Raw genomic sequence first — 14489 nt, 5'->3', positions numbered from 1 at the left:
CTAAAGAATTGGTTTGTTGCGTTCATTAAAATAATCCGTGATGTCCTGGCCAAATTCCCTGAAGTGATGTTCCATAATATTGTCAATGTAGGAATAGAGCGTAGTTTTTTCTTCTCTCGATAATTGCACAATGCGCAGCAGACGTTCATGGTACTCGGGGCGTAGGTATACTACTTTTCCGCTTCGTCCTGAGGAAAAGCGATTGACCATAAACAATTTTTTAAATTGTTCTTTACGGTTCTTGTGAGTTTTAATTTTTATCTTCATGGTTACATTATAAAATAGGTTTGTATTTCTCGTTAAAACTTTTGGTGATCTGTTCTCCGAATTCTTGAAAATGATATTCCAGTACATTGTTTAGATAGGCATAGATCGCCAGCTTATCCTCACCGATAACCTGAACGATCCGGGATAATTTTTCATGAAAATCAGGCTGGATGTACACCGTTTTGCCATCTCGGGCATTGGTATCAGTTTTCTTGAAAAAAATGGATTCATAGTCCGTATCAGTTCCTCTTTTAATTCTTATGCGTTCCTTTGTTAAAGGCTTCTCCTGTACCGGTTCTGATGAAGGTTTGTGTTCTTCAACCGGAGGTATTAGCCCTTCCTTTTTAACGCCATCCGCCATTATATCCATCATCAACGCTTCGTCGATGTTAGGAGTGATTTTTTTCTTATTATCTTTTTCCATAGCTTTATAATTGAACAATCTTTAAAAATTCTGCCATGAACTGGTCTAACCGGCAAGCCTTCATCAAGTATTTGTCCGGAGGCATTAAAGTGGAGCGGAAAACAGACTTTGTATCGAGTTCGCTTTCTTTTCGGAAGCGTGTGCTGTTCATGATGCTGCACTGCATAAGGCTAAATCCCAAATCATTGATAAGTTTGTTATAGATGCCATATAAAGGGGAGCGTTCCCGGCCATCTACCTGGTTCCAGAACAGGTTGATACTTTTAATGGACGTTTCTCCTTTTTTCATAATGACATCGCGCATCAATTGTGTAAAAACAAGGGTGCTTTCCATCACTACACGATCAGCAGTAATGGGGGTGAAAATGTGATGCATCCCTGCCAATGCTTTCAAAATCCCTGGTGTATTTACCGTTCCGGGAAGATCAAAAAAGATAACGTCTATTGGAACTGTTGAGGATTCTAAAAAATCATTTGCTGCCTCCAAAACACCTTCCGCTTTATGCTGAATGATTGGATAGGCTTTTTTGTTGATCGTGGTAAACTGTGTGTATGCCATCCTTTTTAAAACCTCATTTTCCATAACCATCGCCAGGTCACGGGTCTTCATTTTCATTAAGCTGAGCTGTGGGAAATCGGCATCGAATACTACAACATTGTAACCCAAACGATAATGAAGCGTACTGGCTGCAAGTGCCGTGAAAGTACTTTTGCCCACACCCCCCTTTTGGGAAGAAAAGGCAATAAATACGGGTTTGTTTTCTGTTTTCATTTCTTACTGTTTTTAATTATTTGTACTTATTTATCTGTGTAGATAATCAGACAGTTAATTGTATGTCTTTTACAGTACACAAGTAATTTTGTCTTGGCCTGCGTACCTGATTACATTTGTATTATCCTAGTAAACTATCTGGGTATAGTACTACCGTTTCAGATAGCAGTGCGCATAGTGAGATACTGTTTCAATTACATCTGCGTACATATAGCCCAATGTTTAAGTGGGTAATCAGCGGACTACTTTTCCTTATACTCTTATAGACAATTAGCAGCTTATCTATATTCCAATTTCGGTATCTACATTACTCTGTAGATAGATACAGAGGTGATTTTAAAACTCCATGCATCTACTTTCTTATACAAAGGAATAGAGATATCTATGTGCTTTTATTACTACGGTATTGCTTGGCATCCAAAGGCAGTTTTTGGCATTGCAGCACACTGCATTACTCTGTTAAAGAGTGTTTTACTTTGTAAAATAATTTTTATTAAACGCCTGATGCAAAAACAAGATGATATATCGGGTAAGAAAGTAAACGGCCAAAAGCCGTTTTTCCCTGCTAACATTAATCCGCCTGTAAGAGCGGATTTTCCTTTCACCAGAAAGGAGCAAGTTGTGTTTTGAGCTGCTGGAAATGAATTCCGCCGCTCAAAACAACTTGCCCCGCCGGGGGCTGGAAAACATTCTCCAAAGTCGATGTTTTATAAAATTATAAATGGATTTTTTATGACCGAAAATACTAACAGACCACAAAAGAAATCTGGACGCAATCCTAAAACGGATCCCGCTGTATTTCGTTATTCCATATCCTTAAATGCGGAAGAAAACGCCCGTTTCCTTTCTCTTTTTGAGCAGTCACAAATGAAAGTAATGGCCCATTTTATCACTGCCTGTATCTTTCAGAAGACCATTAAGACCGTAAAAGTAGACAAAGCCACAATGGATTATTATATGCGATTAACCACTTTTTACGGGCAATTCCGGAGCGTTGGAGTGAATTACAATCAAATCGTAAAGCTGCTTTATCGCAATTTCTCCGAGAAAAAAGCCGCCGCTTATCTCTATAAGCTCGAAAAGCATACCGCAGAAATGGCAGTATTGTGTCAAAAAATCATACAGCTAACAGGGGAATTTGAAGCAAAATACAGTAAAAACAACAAGTGATATGGTAGCTAAAATTGGCAGAGGACAAAATTTGACCGGTGTACTTTCCTATAATCAACTCAAAGTCGAGAAGGAAAATGCGGAGATTCTCTTTACCAATAAGATGCTGGAAACTCCTGATGGTCAATATTCTGTTGCCCAGCTACTGCGTTCTTTTGAACCTTATTTGCTGGCGAATCGTAAAACGGAGAAAACGGTTCTGCATATTTCTCTGAATCCGGACCCAAAGGATAATGTCAGTGATGAAAAATTTAATGCTATTACGCAGGAGTATATGGGAAAAATGGGATACGGCCAGCAGCCTTATGTAGTGTTCAAACATACCGACATTGAACGCACCCACATTCATATTGTATCGGTCTGTATAGATGAAGAAGGCCGGAAAATTTCCGACAGTTATGAGCGTAGACGCTCGATGGATATATGCCGGGAGCTGGAACAAAAACACCAATTAGCCTGCGCTGCTGAGAAAGATCCCAAACAGAACCAGAGGGCATTTCGCCCAGTGAATTACAAGAGCAATGATCTTAAAGTACAGATCGCTTCAGTGATACGGTACCTGCCCAAATCCTATCAGTTCCAAAGTTTAGGGGAATATAATGCTTTGTTATCGCTGTTTAATATTACAGCAGAAGAAGTCAGAGGAGAGTTACATGGAAAGCCCAAACAAGGGCTGGTCTATTTTGTCCTGAATGAAAACGGAGAAAAAACAAGCACCCCTTTTAAAGCCTCTCTTTTTGGAAAAAGTGCAGGTTATATCGAGCTGCTAAATCATTTTACAGTTTCCGCAGCGTCTCTTAAAAAAAGTGATGCGGGAATTACAATTAGAAAAGCAATTGAAACGCCCCTGCAATGTGCCACTGACGAACCAGACTTTAAAAAGCAATTGGCTGAGAAAGGAATTAATGTTGTTGTCCGCCGAAATGAAACAGGCCGCATTTATGGCATTACATTCATTGACCACAATTCTAAATCAGTATGGAATGGTTCGCGTTTAGGAAAAGAATTTTTAGCCAATGTATTTAACCATTGGTGGAACGAGGGACAAAAACCGGAAATCATAAATGCAGAAGAACCACAAACAATTTCCACCCAAGCAGCAATATCCGAAAGCTTACCAACGGACAAAGTTCACGATTTGTTTGATTTTCTACATTATGAAAGTCCTGCATATGCTGTTGACAGTCATAGTACTATAGAAGGTTTAGGCGGATTATTGCCTGAGGCTCAGGGAGAAGATTTTGAGGAACAAGCCTTTGCAGATCGTCTAAGGAAAAAGAAAAAGCGAAGAAACAATAATAAATAATTAAAAATAACAGCTATGCAGGGAGAAGATGACTTAAGGGGATTAGCCAAGATTATGGAGTTTATGAGAGGAGTCAGTATTTTATTAGTACTGATGCACTGTTATTGGTTTTGTTACGGGTTTTTCAAAGAAGAAGGGTGGACATTATCTATTATTGATAAAATACTGGGGAACTTTCAGCGGACTGCAGGACTGTTTTCACATACGCTGTATACGAAACTATTTGCTTTAGTTCTTCTGGCGTTAAGCTGTCTGGGCAGTAAGGGAGTGAAAAACGAAAAGATTACCTGGGGCAAAATCTATACAGCGCTCACAATAGGCTTTGTTTTTTTCTTTCTCAATACCCCATTACTCAGTCTTCCTGTTGAAATGGCAGCATTTTTATATATGTTCACCCTGAGTTTGGGATATATTGCCCTGCTGATGGCAGGTGTATGGATGAGCAGGCTGCTCAAAAACAGCCTTATGGATGATGTATTTAATACCGAGAATGAAAGTTTCATGCAAGAAACCGAGCTAATGCAAAATGAGTATTCTGTCAATCTGCCAACTAAATTCTGGTACCATAAAAAACAGCACAACGGCTGGATTAATATTGTAAATCCGTTTCGTGCAACCATTGTTTTAGGTACTCCGGGTTCAGGTAAATCCTATGCCATCGTAAACAATTATATCAAACAACAGATTGAGAAAGGTTTTTCCATGTACATCTACGATTTTAAGTTCGATGATCTCTCTACAATTGCCTATAATCATTTATTGAAGCATACGGATAAGTACAAAGTAAAGCCCAAATTTTACGTGATCAATTTTGACGATCCGCGAAAAAGCCACCGTTGCAATCCGATCAATCCTGATTTTATGACTGACATATCCGATGCTTATGAATCTGCTTATACCATCATGCTCAACCTGAACCGTTCCTGGATACAGAAGCAGGGTGATTTTTTTGTGGAAAGCCCGATTATCCTTTTGGCTGCCATCATCTGGTTTTTAAAGATTTATGATAACGGGAAATACTGCACTTTCCCTCACGCAATTGAATTATTAAATAAAAAGTATGCCGATGTATTTACCATTTTGACGACATATTCCGAACTGGAGAATTATTTATCGCCGTTTATGGATGCCTGGCAGGGAGGTGCACAAGACCAATTGCAAGGTCAGATCGCATCAGCAAAAATACCATTGTCCCGTATGATCTCCCCAAGTCTTTACTGGGTAATGACCGGTGATGATTTTTCACTGGACATCAATAATCCTAACGAACCTAAAATCCTTTGCGTAGGTAATAATCCCGACAGACAAAACATTTATTCGGCAGCTTTGGGATTATATAATTCACGTATTGTCAAACTCATCAATAAAAAAGGACAGCTTAAAAGTTCGGTAATCATAGACGAGCTGCCTACTATTTACTTCAGGGGACTGGACAATCTTATTGCGACAGCACGAAGCAACAAAGTAGCTGTATGTTTAGGGTTTCAGGATTATTCACAATTGACCCGCGATTATGGGGATAAAGAAAGTAAGGTAATTCAAAATACGGTAGGTAATATTTTCAGCGGACAGGTAGTGGGAGAAACGGCAAAAAGCCTTTCGGAACGTTTTGGTAAAATATTGCAGCAGCGCCAGAGTATGACTATCAATCGCAATGATAAATCAACTTCCATTTCCACACAACTGGAAAGTCTCATACCGGCCTCCAAAATATCTACCCTGACACAGGGAATGTTTGTGGGAGCCGTTTCCGATAATTTTGAGGAGCGTATCGAACAAAAGATCTTTCATGCAGAGATTGTGGTCGATAATGAGAAAGTGGCTGCTGAAACTAAAACCTACCAGAAAATCCCAGAAATACTTTCATTTGTAAATGATCAGGGAGAAGATACGATGAAAGCTGAAATTGAGGCCAACTACAAACAAATCAAACAGGATATTATCGGGATAGTGTCCGATGAAATGGAGCGCATCAAGAACGATCCAAATCTACAGCATTTATTACCAAAAAGAGAAGCCTAAAGGCAATGTATAAATATAAATTTATCGTCAGTTTTCAATCCGAATAAGCAATCTTTCCTTCAAACAATAGATTTTTTATATTTTAAAAAAAAGTATTTGTTCTAATAAGTTTTGTCATTTACAGAGGAACTAAGCTGATTTAGCTACTTGTAACATTATTTGGCCAATACATTACAAAACACTTCGTGCAAGATTCATTACGACTACTAAAGACAACTTTTATTTATTAACAAATGGTACTTAGTTCTTAAAGTCCACAATCTAAATATATGCTGATGTAAGTAAGAAAAGTATTCAATAAATAAAAACTCCATTTGATGATTTGTAAAATAAATAATTTATATTTGAGATAGATAAAAGCGAAACAACCTTCGCCAATCTACCCAAAAATGTGTGTGTGTGTGTGTAAAAGAATGTTTGTTTCGACTATATACAATTTGTGCGTCATCGCAAAAAAAAACGGAAACTGACATAAAATATAACTATGGATTTTTTTGAAAAATCAATTATCGAACTGCAAAATCAAAGACCAATATTTCATTCTGAAGATGATTTAAAATTAGCTTTAGCTTTTAATATCAAAAAAAATAATCCCGAATTTGAAATTCGTCTTGAAAGACCTGTACAACTAGAAATGATTAATCGAAATGGGAAAGGAATAGCTGTTCGTGCTCCAATAGATATAATAGTAATGGATACTAGTGGAGATTCTTATCCAATTGAATTAAAATACAAAACAAGAAAAGCAAATATTCTTCATAATAACGAAAATTACATTTTAGCGGAACATGGCGCACAAGACGCAGGAAGATATAGCTTTAGAAAAGATATTTATAGAATTGAAAATTATAAATCAAGTAATTTGAATTATAAATATGGTTATGTTTTAATTCTAACTAATGATAATGCATATTTTGAAAAAAATGTTTTTAAAAAAGACAATATTGACAAACATTTTTCATTCCATAATGGCGTAATTCTTAATCGTTCTGATTTAAGTTGGAATTATAGCAAACTTGATAAAAGTAGATTCATATTTAATGAAAATAAAGTTTGGTGTAACATTAAGTCAAAAGAACATTGGACATGCAGTAAAGAAAATTTTTATAAATTGGACTTACTAAAAGATTATGAAATAACTTGGAAAGATTTTTCAGTAATTGAGAAAACAACCTTTAAATATTGCCTCATAAAAATAGGATAGTAAAAGCAACGACACACAAGACACATCTGTAGCGGTTTGCGAATTTAGTGAAATTACCGTTTTAATTTGTATTTTCGTTTAGCCGAGATGCTTGGTTTTAAAAGTCCTAACCACGGCAAGTGCCAAAACGTTATAAATCTTTTAGCAAAAAACCATTATGAAAAGTTATTGTAATAAATGTAGTAGACCTACTAATCAAGTTGTAGTGAAAGAAGAAAAAACTTCATATGACGACGGCGAAGGTTGGTGGGAAGAAATTGACTATCAAATTATACAATGTAGTGGCTGCGATGAAATTTCATTCAGAAGATTGGAAACAAATCCGCAAATACAATCGTATGATGACATTCCACAGTATATGCAAGAGCTTTATCCTAAACGTGGTCCAAATAGCATTTCAATAAAGAATTTTAGTAATCTCACAATAAAGCTAAAAAGCTTATATCGCGAGACTATTGATGCTTTTAATAATGAACAACTTATTCTTTGTTGTGGAGGATTACGTGCATTAATTGAAGGTATATGTCTTGATAAAGCCATAAAGGGAATTATGGTAAAAGACAGAAAAGGTAATGATGTTTTAAAGGAAAATTTAGAAGGTAAAATTGAAGGATTATTTGAAAGTGGCTTTTTGACAAAGAGTAGTGCAACTAGTTTACATGAATTAAGATTTATTGGAAATGAAGCACTTCACGAACTATCAAAACCAAGTGTTGATGAAATCAAATTAGCTATTGAAATTTTGGAATCAACAATCGATGATATGTACGAATTACATCATAAAGCAATGAAAATTCAAATGAAAAAACAAATTCGAACAAAAAAATAAACGACTCATAATAGCTACAACGGATTTGTGCAATTGACTCAATGAAAAGTTGTTTCTGTATTTGCAATGATTTTGCAAATTCGAAAATAAGGCTTAATTCAACCCAAACCTCTTCTAGCAAGGGGGCATTCGTGGTAATGCTAAAACACAAATACTTATGAATGAACTTTACAATAAATTAGAAACTTACTTTCAATTTGAAAAAGCAGATTCCATTGTTATTTCAATTTCTAAATCAATTCTATTAATAATCTCAGGAGCCTATTTTGGATTATTTCTAAAAGAGATTAATTCCGAACCGGCAATTTACAGATTTAATCATCTTATATATGCAGTTATAGGGGTTATTATTTGTATGTATATTGAGTATCGACGATTAAAAAAAGAAAGAAATTTTCCTGTTTCAATATTAGAACACTTAAAAGCCTCAGAAGAACTACAAAACTTACGCAACCTTTATAGTCGAAAAATTAAAATTTACGAATACATTGATAATTCCATTCAATCGCTAAATTCAAATACATGTCCCATTTTAGGAGGTTCAGAAAATGACCTTTGTCATCAAGATTTAAGTTCTGGACTTCTAGGTGTACTTACAGACTTAGTAGAGAGACCAAATTATTTTCTCAATATTGATGAAACAAAATTTACAGTTGGTGTTTATTTAGAAAATATTCATGATAGGAATTCCAAAATTGGAGAGTTACAATCCTCTGAAAAATTCTTCATATTGAGAGATGATTTAGAAATTAACGATCAGTTTCCTGAATCTTTATTTAACATGGAATCTGAGGAAGAAGAATATTTTCAAATACAGACAGCTATAATGGAGTCGAAAAAGTTTGATAAATATCTATGTAAAAGATTAACGTTAAGTACTCGAAACTTGACAATTATATGTTCTCCAATAACAAATGTTTGTGAAGATTGTCCGCCTGATGGAGTAATTTTCACCATTTACACTGAAGAAAAACAATGTTCCCCCGACATGGAAAACGTTTTTCAGATTTTTGGTCGAATAGTATCAAATGGGATTTCAAAATACAATGATTGCGTTCGTTCATCAAAAAATATAAAAGTTGAGGAAAAACATGATCATAAAGAAGTATTAGGAAAAAATTAAAAGCACTACAATTAACACTTCCTATAAGCAATATTAGAAAAAAATGAGCAAAAACTACTATAAATATTTGCCAACTAGCAGAATAAGTTATCTTGAAAATGAATTATTAAGATTTACTCAAGCTAGTGATTTAAATGATCCTTTTGAGTGTTTGCCACAAAAACCCAGTATCGAAAAATTAAATGCTTTAATAGATTCGTTAATTCCTACAAATACAAATAAAATGAAGGGAAAAATAGTGAGAGAAAAATTTGACTCAAATTTTTTAAGCAATTTATACGAAACTCAGTATGGAAAAGTGAATCAAGATATAGGCATTTTATCACTGTCTAAAAATTGGAAAAACTCACTTATGTGGGCTCATTATACTGAATCTCACAAAGGATTTTGTATTGGCTTTGATTCACAACACAATTTCTTTACAAATTATTTATGTCCTGATAAAGAAACTTCCAAAACTATTAGAGAAGTTATATATTCCGAAAAAAGAGTTGAAATTCCGATGATTTTAGGACAAGAAAAGCTCAATTTTGAACCATATATAACGAAAAGTTTAGATTGGAAATATGAAGAAGAAGTTAGAATAATCTCTACTCTGAATTCTCGTGAACATTTAATAAATGGAAAACCTTTAGATATTTATTTATTCAAAGTTCCTCATTCGGCAATAAATGAAATAGTCTTGGGCGCAAATATAAACGTCGAAAACGAAGAAAAAATAAGAAAGTTTGCATCTGACAAAAAAATAAAATTATGGAAATCGAAAATAGCTGAAACTACATTCGATATGGAAAGAGAATAAATACATCTGGTAATAATCGTTTTGTCTATTGAGTGATTTTTTAGCCGAAAAACTCATTTTCAAAACCCCAAAACCTCTTCTAGTGCCAGAACGTCAGGCTGTGAAAAAACCTCATTTTTCAATTAAATCTTTAAATTATCTTGCCGTAGAACGCAAATAGAAGTCATTTAACGGGGCGTAATTTTCAGGCTGCCAACTTGGTTTGATAAAAAAAGCACTCTAATTTCTACTTTAAATACATCGCTTTTAGTAAAAACAAGACTTTTACCTTGTAAGGTGAGTTCCATTTTTGGAGTTTGGCAATCAGCTCGGGAACTCCAAGAATATTGATACTGCGTTTAATGTTATAGACCAACATAATCAAGCTATGTTCTCCGTTTACTTTTTCCAATCCCGTTAAATTTGTATGATTGTACCCCCATTGCCGTTTGATAGTTCCAAAGATATGCTCGTTGATTTCCTGTCGCTTGCGATACAACTGCGCATTTGCATGATAGCGTTTGTTGTTTTCTTCTACTGCATCAGCATATTGGCTTCGGTCGATTTCTCTGCCGCCTGCTCTACTAGTACATAAATGTTTTACGGGACATTCCCTGCATTTAGGTGTTCGGTATTTTTTAAACTCATAACTGTCTCTTTCCGTGGTTTTCTTGTGCCAGCTTCCTGTAGTTTTAAGCGTTTCATCCTGTGGGCAAGTGTAAGTATCGGTGTCTTGATCGTATTGAAACTGGGCTACCAAATAATCCTTGGTCGTACCGTTTTCGTTACTTTTTCCCTGCTCGGGTTGTGCCACAATGGTAGTGATATTGGCTTGTTTGCAGATTTCTATTTGTTTACCGTTATGATAGCCTTTGTCCACCAAAGCCGTGTAGGTTTCAATGCCTAAATTCTCTTTAGCTTCAATAGCAATTGCCGACAAGGCACTGCGGTCATTTTTGTTGATAGTATGCGTAGCTATTACAAGATTGTGTTTGGCATCTACTGCAGCCTGAATATTAAATGAAATTTCAACCACTTGCCCTTGTACCAACAAAGCTCTGGCATCGCTATCGGTAGTGCTTATTTGAGGCTCGCCACTGGCTTTTAGCTTTTCTTCCAGCAATTCATAGCGAATTTTATTTTGTTTTAATCGTTCTATTTTTTGTTGGATGTTTTGAATTTTAGGCTGATTTTCTTTGGTATCATTTTCCTTCAGAGCATCAAGGTATTCTTGGGTTTTAGTTTCAATATATTCCAGATGCTGGTCTATTTTCTTTTGATTGAAATTGGCTTTCTTGCTATTGTGCGCCCGGCTTTTGTACCATCAATAGCAATGGTTTCTCCTGCGATCAACTCGGCATCTTTTAAGAACGAAACAAAGAGTTTGAATAGCTTTTTAAGTCCTGTTGGATTGTCTTTTCTAAAATCGGATATACTATGATAATTGGGAGCTATTGCACACAAAAGCCATTGTAATTCTATATTGCGGACACATTCTTTTTCTAACTTCCGGGAGCTTCTAAGGCCATTTAAATAACCGTATAAATAGATTTTAAGAAACACTTTGGTATTGTAGCTGGGACGGCCTTCGGTTTTAAGTGTTTGAACCGTAAAACCAAGAGATTCCAGGGCAACAGCTTCTGCAAAAGCATCAATAAAACGAATGGGATTATCTGCTGAAATAGTGTCTTCTAAAGAAGAAAAACACATTTGATTACGGGGAATTCCTGTGATATGTTGCATTATTAAAGATACAACCTTTCTCTTTTCAATGCAATTCTTTTGCTATATTTGGTTACTAATAAAACGGAGGTTTATTCACAGACTGACGTTACAGGAAATAGCATAAGAGACATTACAAAACTTACAAAAATCTTAATGGAAGACTATAATTTTTATAAAAGTAAATTAGACCGAGAACTTTCAAGACGTAATGACCTTGATAATGCTATTAACAACCCTATACTTGGCATTACTATTATTGTTGGACTAACATCGTATATCATTCAAAATAATAATTTTAAACACCTTGACAAAGCAGATTATTGGATAATTTTCAACCTAATACTTTCTACTTTTACTACTTTGATTTCTTTGTATTTTATTTTCTTATCAAATAATAATCTTTTAAAAGGCTTTGAATACAAAAATTTTGGTCTTCTTAGTGATTATCGTGATGTCCAAAAAAAACTAGAGGTCTATAACGAACAAGTTGAAGAAAAAGAGAGAGAAGATTTTGAAACAAAAATTGTTGAAAAAATAATTACCTTTTCTGATAATCATACCATAATAAATGACAAAAGAGCATTAGATTTACAATTAGCAAGAAAGTATATAATCATATCATTTATTCTTGTAGTTTTTAATTTAATATTTTTAACAATTAATAATTTGATTCATGATTGACAACGACAAACAGACAAATGAACCAACGACTCAACCAACAGAGAGTCCAAAACCTGAAGCTCCAAGAATGCCAGTGGACAGAATTGAAAAAGGTGAAACTCCAGATTTGGAAAGAAAATAATAATTTCTAAATTCAGATTTATGATAACTAGTGATGACAAATCAAAAAGCCAGCCACCTAAGATAGAAACACAAAAACCTGAACTACCAAAATTGCCCACCGACATGATAGAAAGAAATGGTGATTCTACTACTATAAAAACACGATGACTTAAAAAAGCTACTTCCTGTAACAGCCATGGGATTTAGTGGAATAAACGTTATTTTTAAAGTTTACGTTAATTAAAACCCTTCAAGATCTAAAAGCCACGAGACGTTGGCAGTAAAGCATACAGCAGAAAATGGAAATATGACATTAAAAAGAAAAACACAAATATTTATAACAGTTTCTGCAATTCTTGTTGGACTAACGCATTTAATATTTCCTGATTTACAGATAGATGCAATATTTATTACTTTGATTATTGTAGCAATAATTCCTTGGTTGGAACCTTTGTTTAAGTCTGTTGAACTTCCTGGAGGGCTAAAAGTAGAATTTCAAGATTTGAAAAAAATTGAAGATGAAGCAAAAAAAGCAGGTTTGATTAAGCCTGAAAATGAAATGAATTCAATTTCAAATTCAGAAACATATTCCTTTATTGAAATAGCTGAAAAGAATCAAGAGTTAGCATTGGTAGGTTTTAGAATAGAAGTTGAAAAAAGATTAAGAAGTTTAGCAGATAAATATAGTATTGAAAGTAATAAATTTTCAATTTCGAAACTCATCGATGCATTACACAACAAGGAAATCATTAACAATGCAGAAACAAAATCTTTAAAAGATATTATTCATACGCTTAACTATGCTGCACATGGAATGGACTATGATATTAGAAATGCAAATTGGGTAATTGAAAACGGCCCAAAAATCTTAGACAGTTTAGACGAAAAACTTGAAAGTAGAAGTGGTAGATTTTCCGCTGGAAGTACAGACGAAAAAGAACATTGGATTGACAAATCATTTACTAATTGTGAATGGACTACCAATTTTGAATGGGGAGAATGTATTAAAAAACATAATGAACTATGGGAAAAAGAGATGGACAATATTTATCAATCTTTATTAAAAAAACTCTCCGAAAAACAAAAACAGAAACTCATAGAAACGCAAGTTAATTGGATTAAACAATTTGAGATGGAAAAGGATTTTGTGTACTCCTTTGAGGACTTACAATTTAAAATTGGACGAGAGGGAATATTTATTACGGCTACAAACTTTATGAATAAAATAAGGGAAAGAACATTAGAACTTGAAGAAATTTTAAGCAGACTAACCGAATAAAACCTGCTGCCAGCAGCTTAGCGAGATTGGGGATTTAGTGGAATTCGCGTTTTTTATCACTTTTACGTTTAGCAGAAAGTACTCATTTTCAAAACCCCACAATAGATAGAAGCATCCGAACTTTAGCGGTTATATTTTTAAAAACCTATGGAAAACAAAACAATTTTAGAAAGATTACGAGAAGTAGAAATTCAATCAGAAATAAAGGTGGTTGAATGTCTAAAAGAGACAGAAAACAAAGTTCAATCTGAATTTTTCAATATGTGGAAGAATCATGATTCTGAACAATATATCAATATAATGTTCAATGATTTAAAATTAAACATTGAAAAATACTGGCTAAACGAGAAATATAATAAAGAGATAGAAAAGGAATTCAATATGATCTATTTTGAACATAGTGGCCTTTACGGAGGAGAATTTGAATCTTATGCCATTGATTTTAACTATATCAATGATAAGTTTCCAAAGTTTGAAATTATGGATAAAAGGATTACTTATTTAGAAAACATTTCTTGCTTTCCTGCTTGTATAGTTCCATTGCTTAACGACTTAACTAGAGAAATACAAGGAAAAGAAGACGACTTTGACGATTGGGATGATGTAATGGATATTTATAACCTTTTCGAATCAAGTTCATACATTGAAGCATATCAAATGTTTTTGAGAGCAGATAAAGAAAAAGTATTTAGTAAATTGAATTTTAAAACACCTCTTTATTTAGCTGTTGGAGAACATGACGGAGGTGCTCCGAATTTAATTTATGTGATTAAATAAAAAATACATCAGCTAACACCAACAGAA

At 34.3% G+C, this 14489-nt stretch carries 16 protein-coding genes; 11 read left to right on the top strand and 5 right to left on the bottom strand.

Annotation, left to right across the window (positions count from 1 at the left end):
* Genes D0817_RS06565 through D0817_RS06555 form a run of 3 tightly spaced genes read right to left on the bottom strand, consistent with a single transcriptional unit; the run spans window position 1 to window position 1463 of the window.
* On the bottom strand, window positions 1–267 hold the full coding sequence (locus D0817_RS06565; RefSeq protein WP_238160831.1) for a DUF3408 domain-containing protein: 267 nt from the start codon (window positions 265–267) through the stop codon (window positions 1–3).
* Between the two features lie 7 nt (window positions 268–274).
* A complete protein-coding gene (locus D0817_RS06560; RefSeq protein WP_127337603.1) occupies window positions 275–691 on the bottom strand; it encodes a DUF3408 domain-containing protein in 417 nt (138 codons plus the stop codon).
* 4 nt (window positions 692–695) lie between these two features.
* Window positions 696–1463 (bottom strand): ParA family protein, encoded by a 768-nt coding sequence (locus D0817_RS06555; RefSeq protein WP_127337602.1) that lies wholly within the window; start codon window positions 1461–1463, stop codon window positions 696–698.
* Window positions 1464–2195: 732 nt separating this feature from the next.
* Here D0817_RS06555 and mobA point away from each other — a divergent pair.
* The 7 genes from mobA to D0817_RS06520 all read left to right on the top strand — a co-directional run bounded on the left by mobA (window position 2196) and on the right by D0817_RS06520 (window position 9919).
* A complete protein-coding gene (gene mobA / locus D0817_RS06550) occupies window positions 2196–2633 on the top strand; it encodes a conjugal transfer protein MobA (RefSeq protein WP_127337601.1) in 438 nt (145 codons plus the stop codon).
* Between the two features lies 1 nt (window position 2634).
* Window positions 2635–3939 carry a conjugal transfer protein MobB gene (gene mobB / locus D0817_RS06545; RefSeq protein ID WP_127337600.1) on the top strand — a complete coding sequence of 435 codons (1305 nt, stop codon included), beginning with the start codon at window positions 2635–2637 and terminating at the stop codon, window positions 3937–3939.
* 15 nt (window positions 3940–3954) lie between these two features.
* Window positions 3955–5961: a conjugal transfer protein MobC gene (mobC, locus tag D0817_RS06540; RefSeq protein ID WP_127337599.1), complete on the top strand. Its 2007-nt coding sequence runs from the start codon at window positions 3955–3957 to the stop codon at window positions 5959–5961.
* A 484-nt stretch (window positions 5962–6445) separates the two neighbouring features.
* Window positions 6446–7165, top strand: a complete 720-nt coding sequence (locus D0817_RS06535) for a hypothetical protein (RefSeq protein WP_127337598.1) — start codon at window positions 6446–6448, stop codon at window positions 7163–7165.
* A gap of 157 nt (window positions 7166–7322) precedes the next feature.
* The gene (locus D0817_RS06530) at window positions 7323–7994 is read left to right on the top strand and encodes a DUF4145 domain-containing protein (RefSeq protein WP_127337597.1); all 672 of its coding nucleotides are present in this window, start codon (window positions 7323–7325) and stop codon (window positions 7992–7994) included.
* 157 nt (window positions 7995–8151) lie between these two features.
* The gene (locus tag D0817_RS06525) at window positions 8152–9117 is read left to right on the top strand and encodes a hypothetical protein (RefSeq protein WP_127337596.1); all 966 of its coding nucleotides are present in this window, start codon (window positions 8152–8154) and stop codon (window positions 9115–9117) included.
* 43 nt (window positions 9118–9160) lie between these two features.
* The gene (locus D0817_RS06520) at window positions 9161–9919 is read left to right on the top strand and encodes a DUF2971 domain-containing protein (protein ID WP_127337595.1); all 759 of its coding nucleotides are present in this window, start codon (window positions 9161–9163) and stop codon (window positions 9917–9919) included.
* A gap of 226 nt (window positions 9920–10145) precedes the next feature.
* Here the strand turns inward: D0817_RS06520 and D0817_RS26205 are convergent, their stop codons facing one another.
* Together D0817_RS26205 and D0817_RS26200 are read right to left on the bottom strand one after the other, a co-directional pair.
* Window positions 10146–11021 (bottom strand): transposase, encoded by an 876-nt coding sequence (locus D0817_RS26205; RefSeq protein WP_238160830.1) that lies wholly within the window; start codon window positions 11019–11021, stop codon window positions 10146–10148.
* Between the two features lie 143 nt (window positions 11022–11164).
* Window positions 11165–11641 (bottom strand): transposase, encoded by a 477-nt coding sequence (locus tag D0817_RS26200; protein WP_238160829.1) that lies wholly within the window; start codon window positions 11639–11641, stop codon window positions 11165–11167.
* Window positions 11642–11776: 135 nt separating this feature from the next.
* Between D0817_RS26200 and D0817_RS06510 the strand changes: the two genes are divergently transcribed.
* The 4 genes from D0817_RS06510 (at window position 11777) to D0817_RS06500 (ending at window position 14462) form a co-directional block, all read left to right on the top strand.
* Complete coding sequence (locus D0817_RS06510; protein WP_127337594.1) at window positions 11777–12304, top strand: hypothetical protein; 528 nt, start codon at window positions 11777–11779, stop codon at window positions 12302–12304.
* Window positions 12297–12425 carry a hypothetical protein gene (locus tag D0817_RS26415; RefSeq protein WP_262708216.1) on the top strand — a complete coding sequence of 43 codons (129 nt, stop codon included), beginning with the start codon at window positions 12297–12299 and terminating at the stop codon, window positions 12423–12425. Before D0817_RS06510 ends, D0817_RS26415 begins: the two co-directional genes overlap by 8 nt.
* Before the next feature lie 255 nt (window positions 12426–12680).
* Window positions 12681–13685 (top strand): lysozyme inhibitor LprI family protein, encoded by a 1005-nt coding sequence (locus tag D0817_RS06505; RefSeq protein ID WP_127337593.1) that lies wholly within the window; start codon window positions 12681–12683, stop codon window positions 13683–13685.
* Window positions 13686–13832: 147 nt separating this feature from the next.
* Window positions 13833–14462 carry a hypothetical protein gene (locus tag D0817_RS06500; RefSeq protein ID WP_127337592.1) on the top strand — a complete coding sequence of 210 codons (630 nt, stop codon included), beginning with the start codon at window positions 13833–13835 and terminating at the stop codon, window positions 14460–14462.
* The last annotated feature ends 27 nt before the right edge of the window (window positions 14463–14489 follow it).

Source organism: Flavobacterium cupreum (assembly GCF_003996965.1).
Lineage (GTDB): Bacteria > Bacteroidota > Bacteroidia > Flavobacteriales > Flavobacteriaceae > Flavobacterium > Flavobacterium cupreum.
The sequence above is the reverse complement of the archived record's forward strand: the minus strand, read 5'-3'. Positions and strand labels throughout refer to the sequence as shown.

What these genes read in the sequence shown, in the direction of transcription:
- mobA (WP_127337601.1), top strand. Translation starts at nt 2,196, where the DNA reads ATGACCGAAAATACTAACAGACCACAAAAGAAATCTGGACGCAATCCT.
- D0817_RS06500 (WP_127337592.1), top strand. Translation starts at nt 13,833, where the DNA reads ATGGAAAACAAAACAATTTTAGAAAGATTACGAGAAGTAGAAATTCAA.
- D0817_RS26200 (WP_238160829.1), bottom strand. Translation starts at nt 11,641, where the DNA reads ATGCAACATATCACAGGAATTCCCCGTAATCAAATGTGTTTTTCTTCT.
- D0817_RS26415 (WP_262708216.1), top strand. Translation starts at nt 12,297, where the DNA reads ATGATTGACAACGACAAACAGACAAATGAACCAACGACTCAACCAACA.
- mobC (WP_127337599.1), top strand. Translation starts at nt 3,955, where the DNA reads ATGCAGGGAGAAGATGACTTAAGGGGATTAGCCAAGATTATGGAGTTT.
- D0817_RS06520 (WP_127337595.1), top strand. Translation starts at nt 9,161, where the DNA reads ATGAGCAAAAACTACTATAAATATTTGCCAACTAGCAGAATAAGTTAT.
- D0817_RS06565 (WP_238160831.1), bottom strand. Translation starts at nt 267, where the DNA reads ATGAAGATAAAAATTAAAACTCACAAGAACCGTAAAGAACAATTTAAA.
- D0817_RS06510 (WP_127337594.1), top strand. Translation starts at nt 11,777, where the DNA reads ATGGAAGACTATAATTTTTATAAAAGTAAATTAGACCGAGAACTTTCA.
- D0817_RS06525 (WP_127337596.1), top strand. Translation starts at nt 8,152, where the DNA reads ATGAATGAACTTTACAATAAATTAGAAACTTACTTTCAATTTGAAAAA.
- mobB (WP_127337600.1), top strand. Translation starts at nt 2,635, where the DNA reads ATGGTAGCTAAAATTGGCAGAGGACAAAATTTGACCGGTGTACTTTCC.
- D0817_RS06560 (WP_127337603.1), bottom strand. Translation starts at nt 691, where the DNA reads ATGGAAAAAGATAATAAGAAAAAAATCACTCCTAACATCGACGAAGCG.
- D0817_RS06555 (WP_127337602.1), bottom strand. Translation starts at nt 1,463, where the DNA reads ATGAAAACAGAAAACAAACCCGTATTTATTGCCTTTTCTTCCCAAAAG.
- D0817_RS06535 (WP_127337598.1), top strand. Translation starts at nt 6,446, where the DNA reads ATGGATTTTTTTGAAAAATCAATTATCGAACTGCAAAATCAAAGACCA.
- D0817_RS06530 (WP_127337597.1), top strand. Translation starts at nt 7,323, where the DNA reads ATGAAAAGTTATTGTAATAAATGTAGTAGACCTACTAATCAAGTTGTA.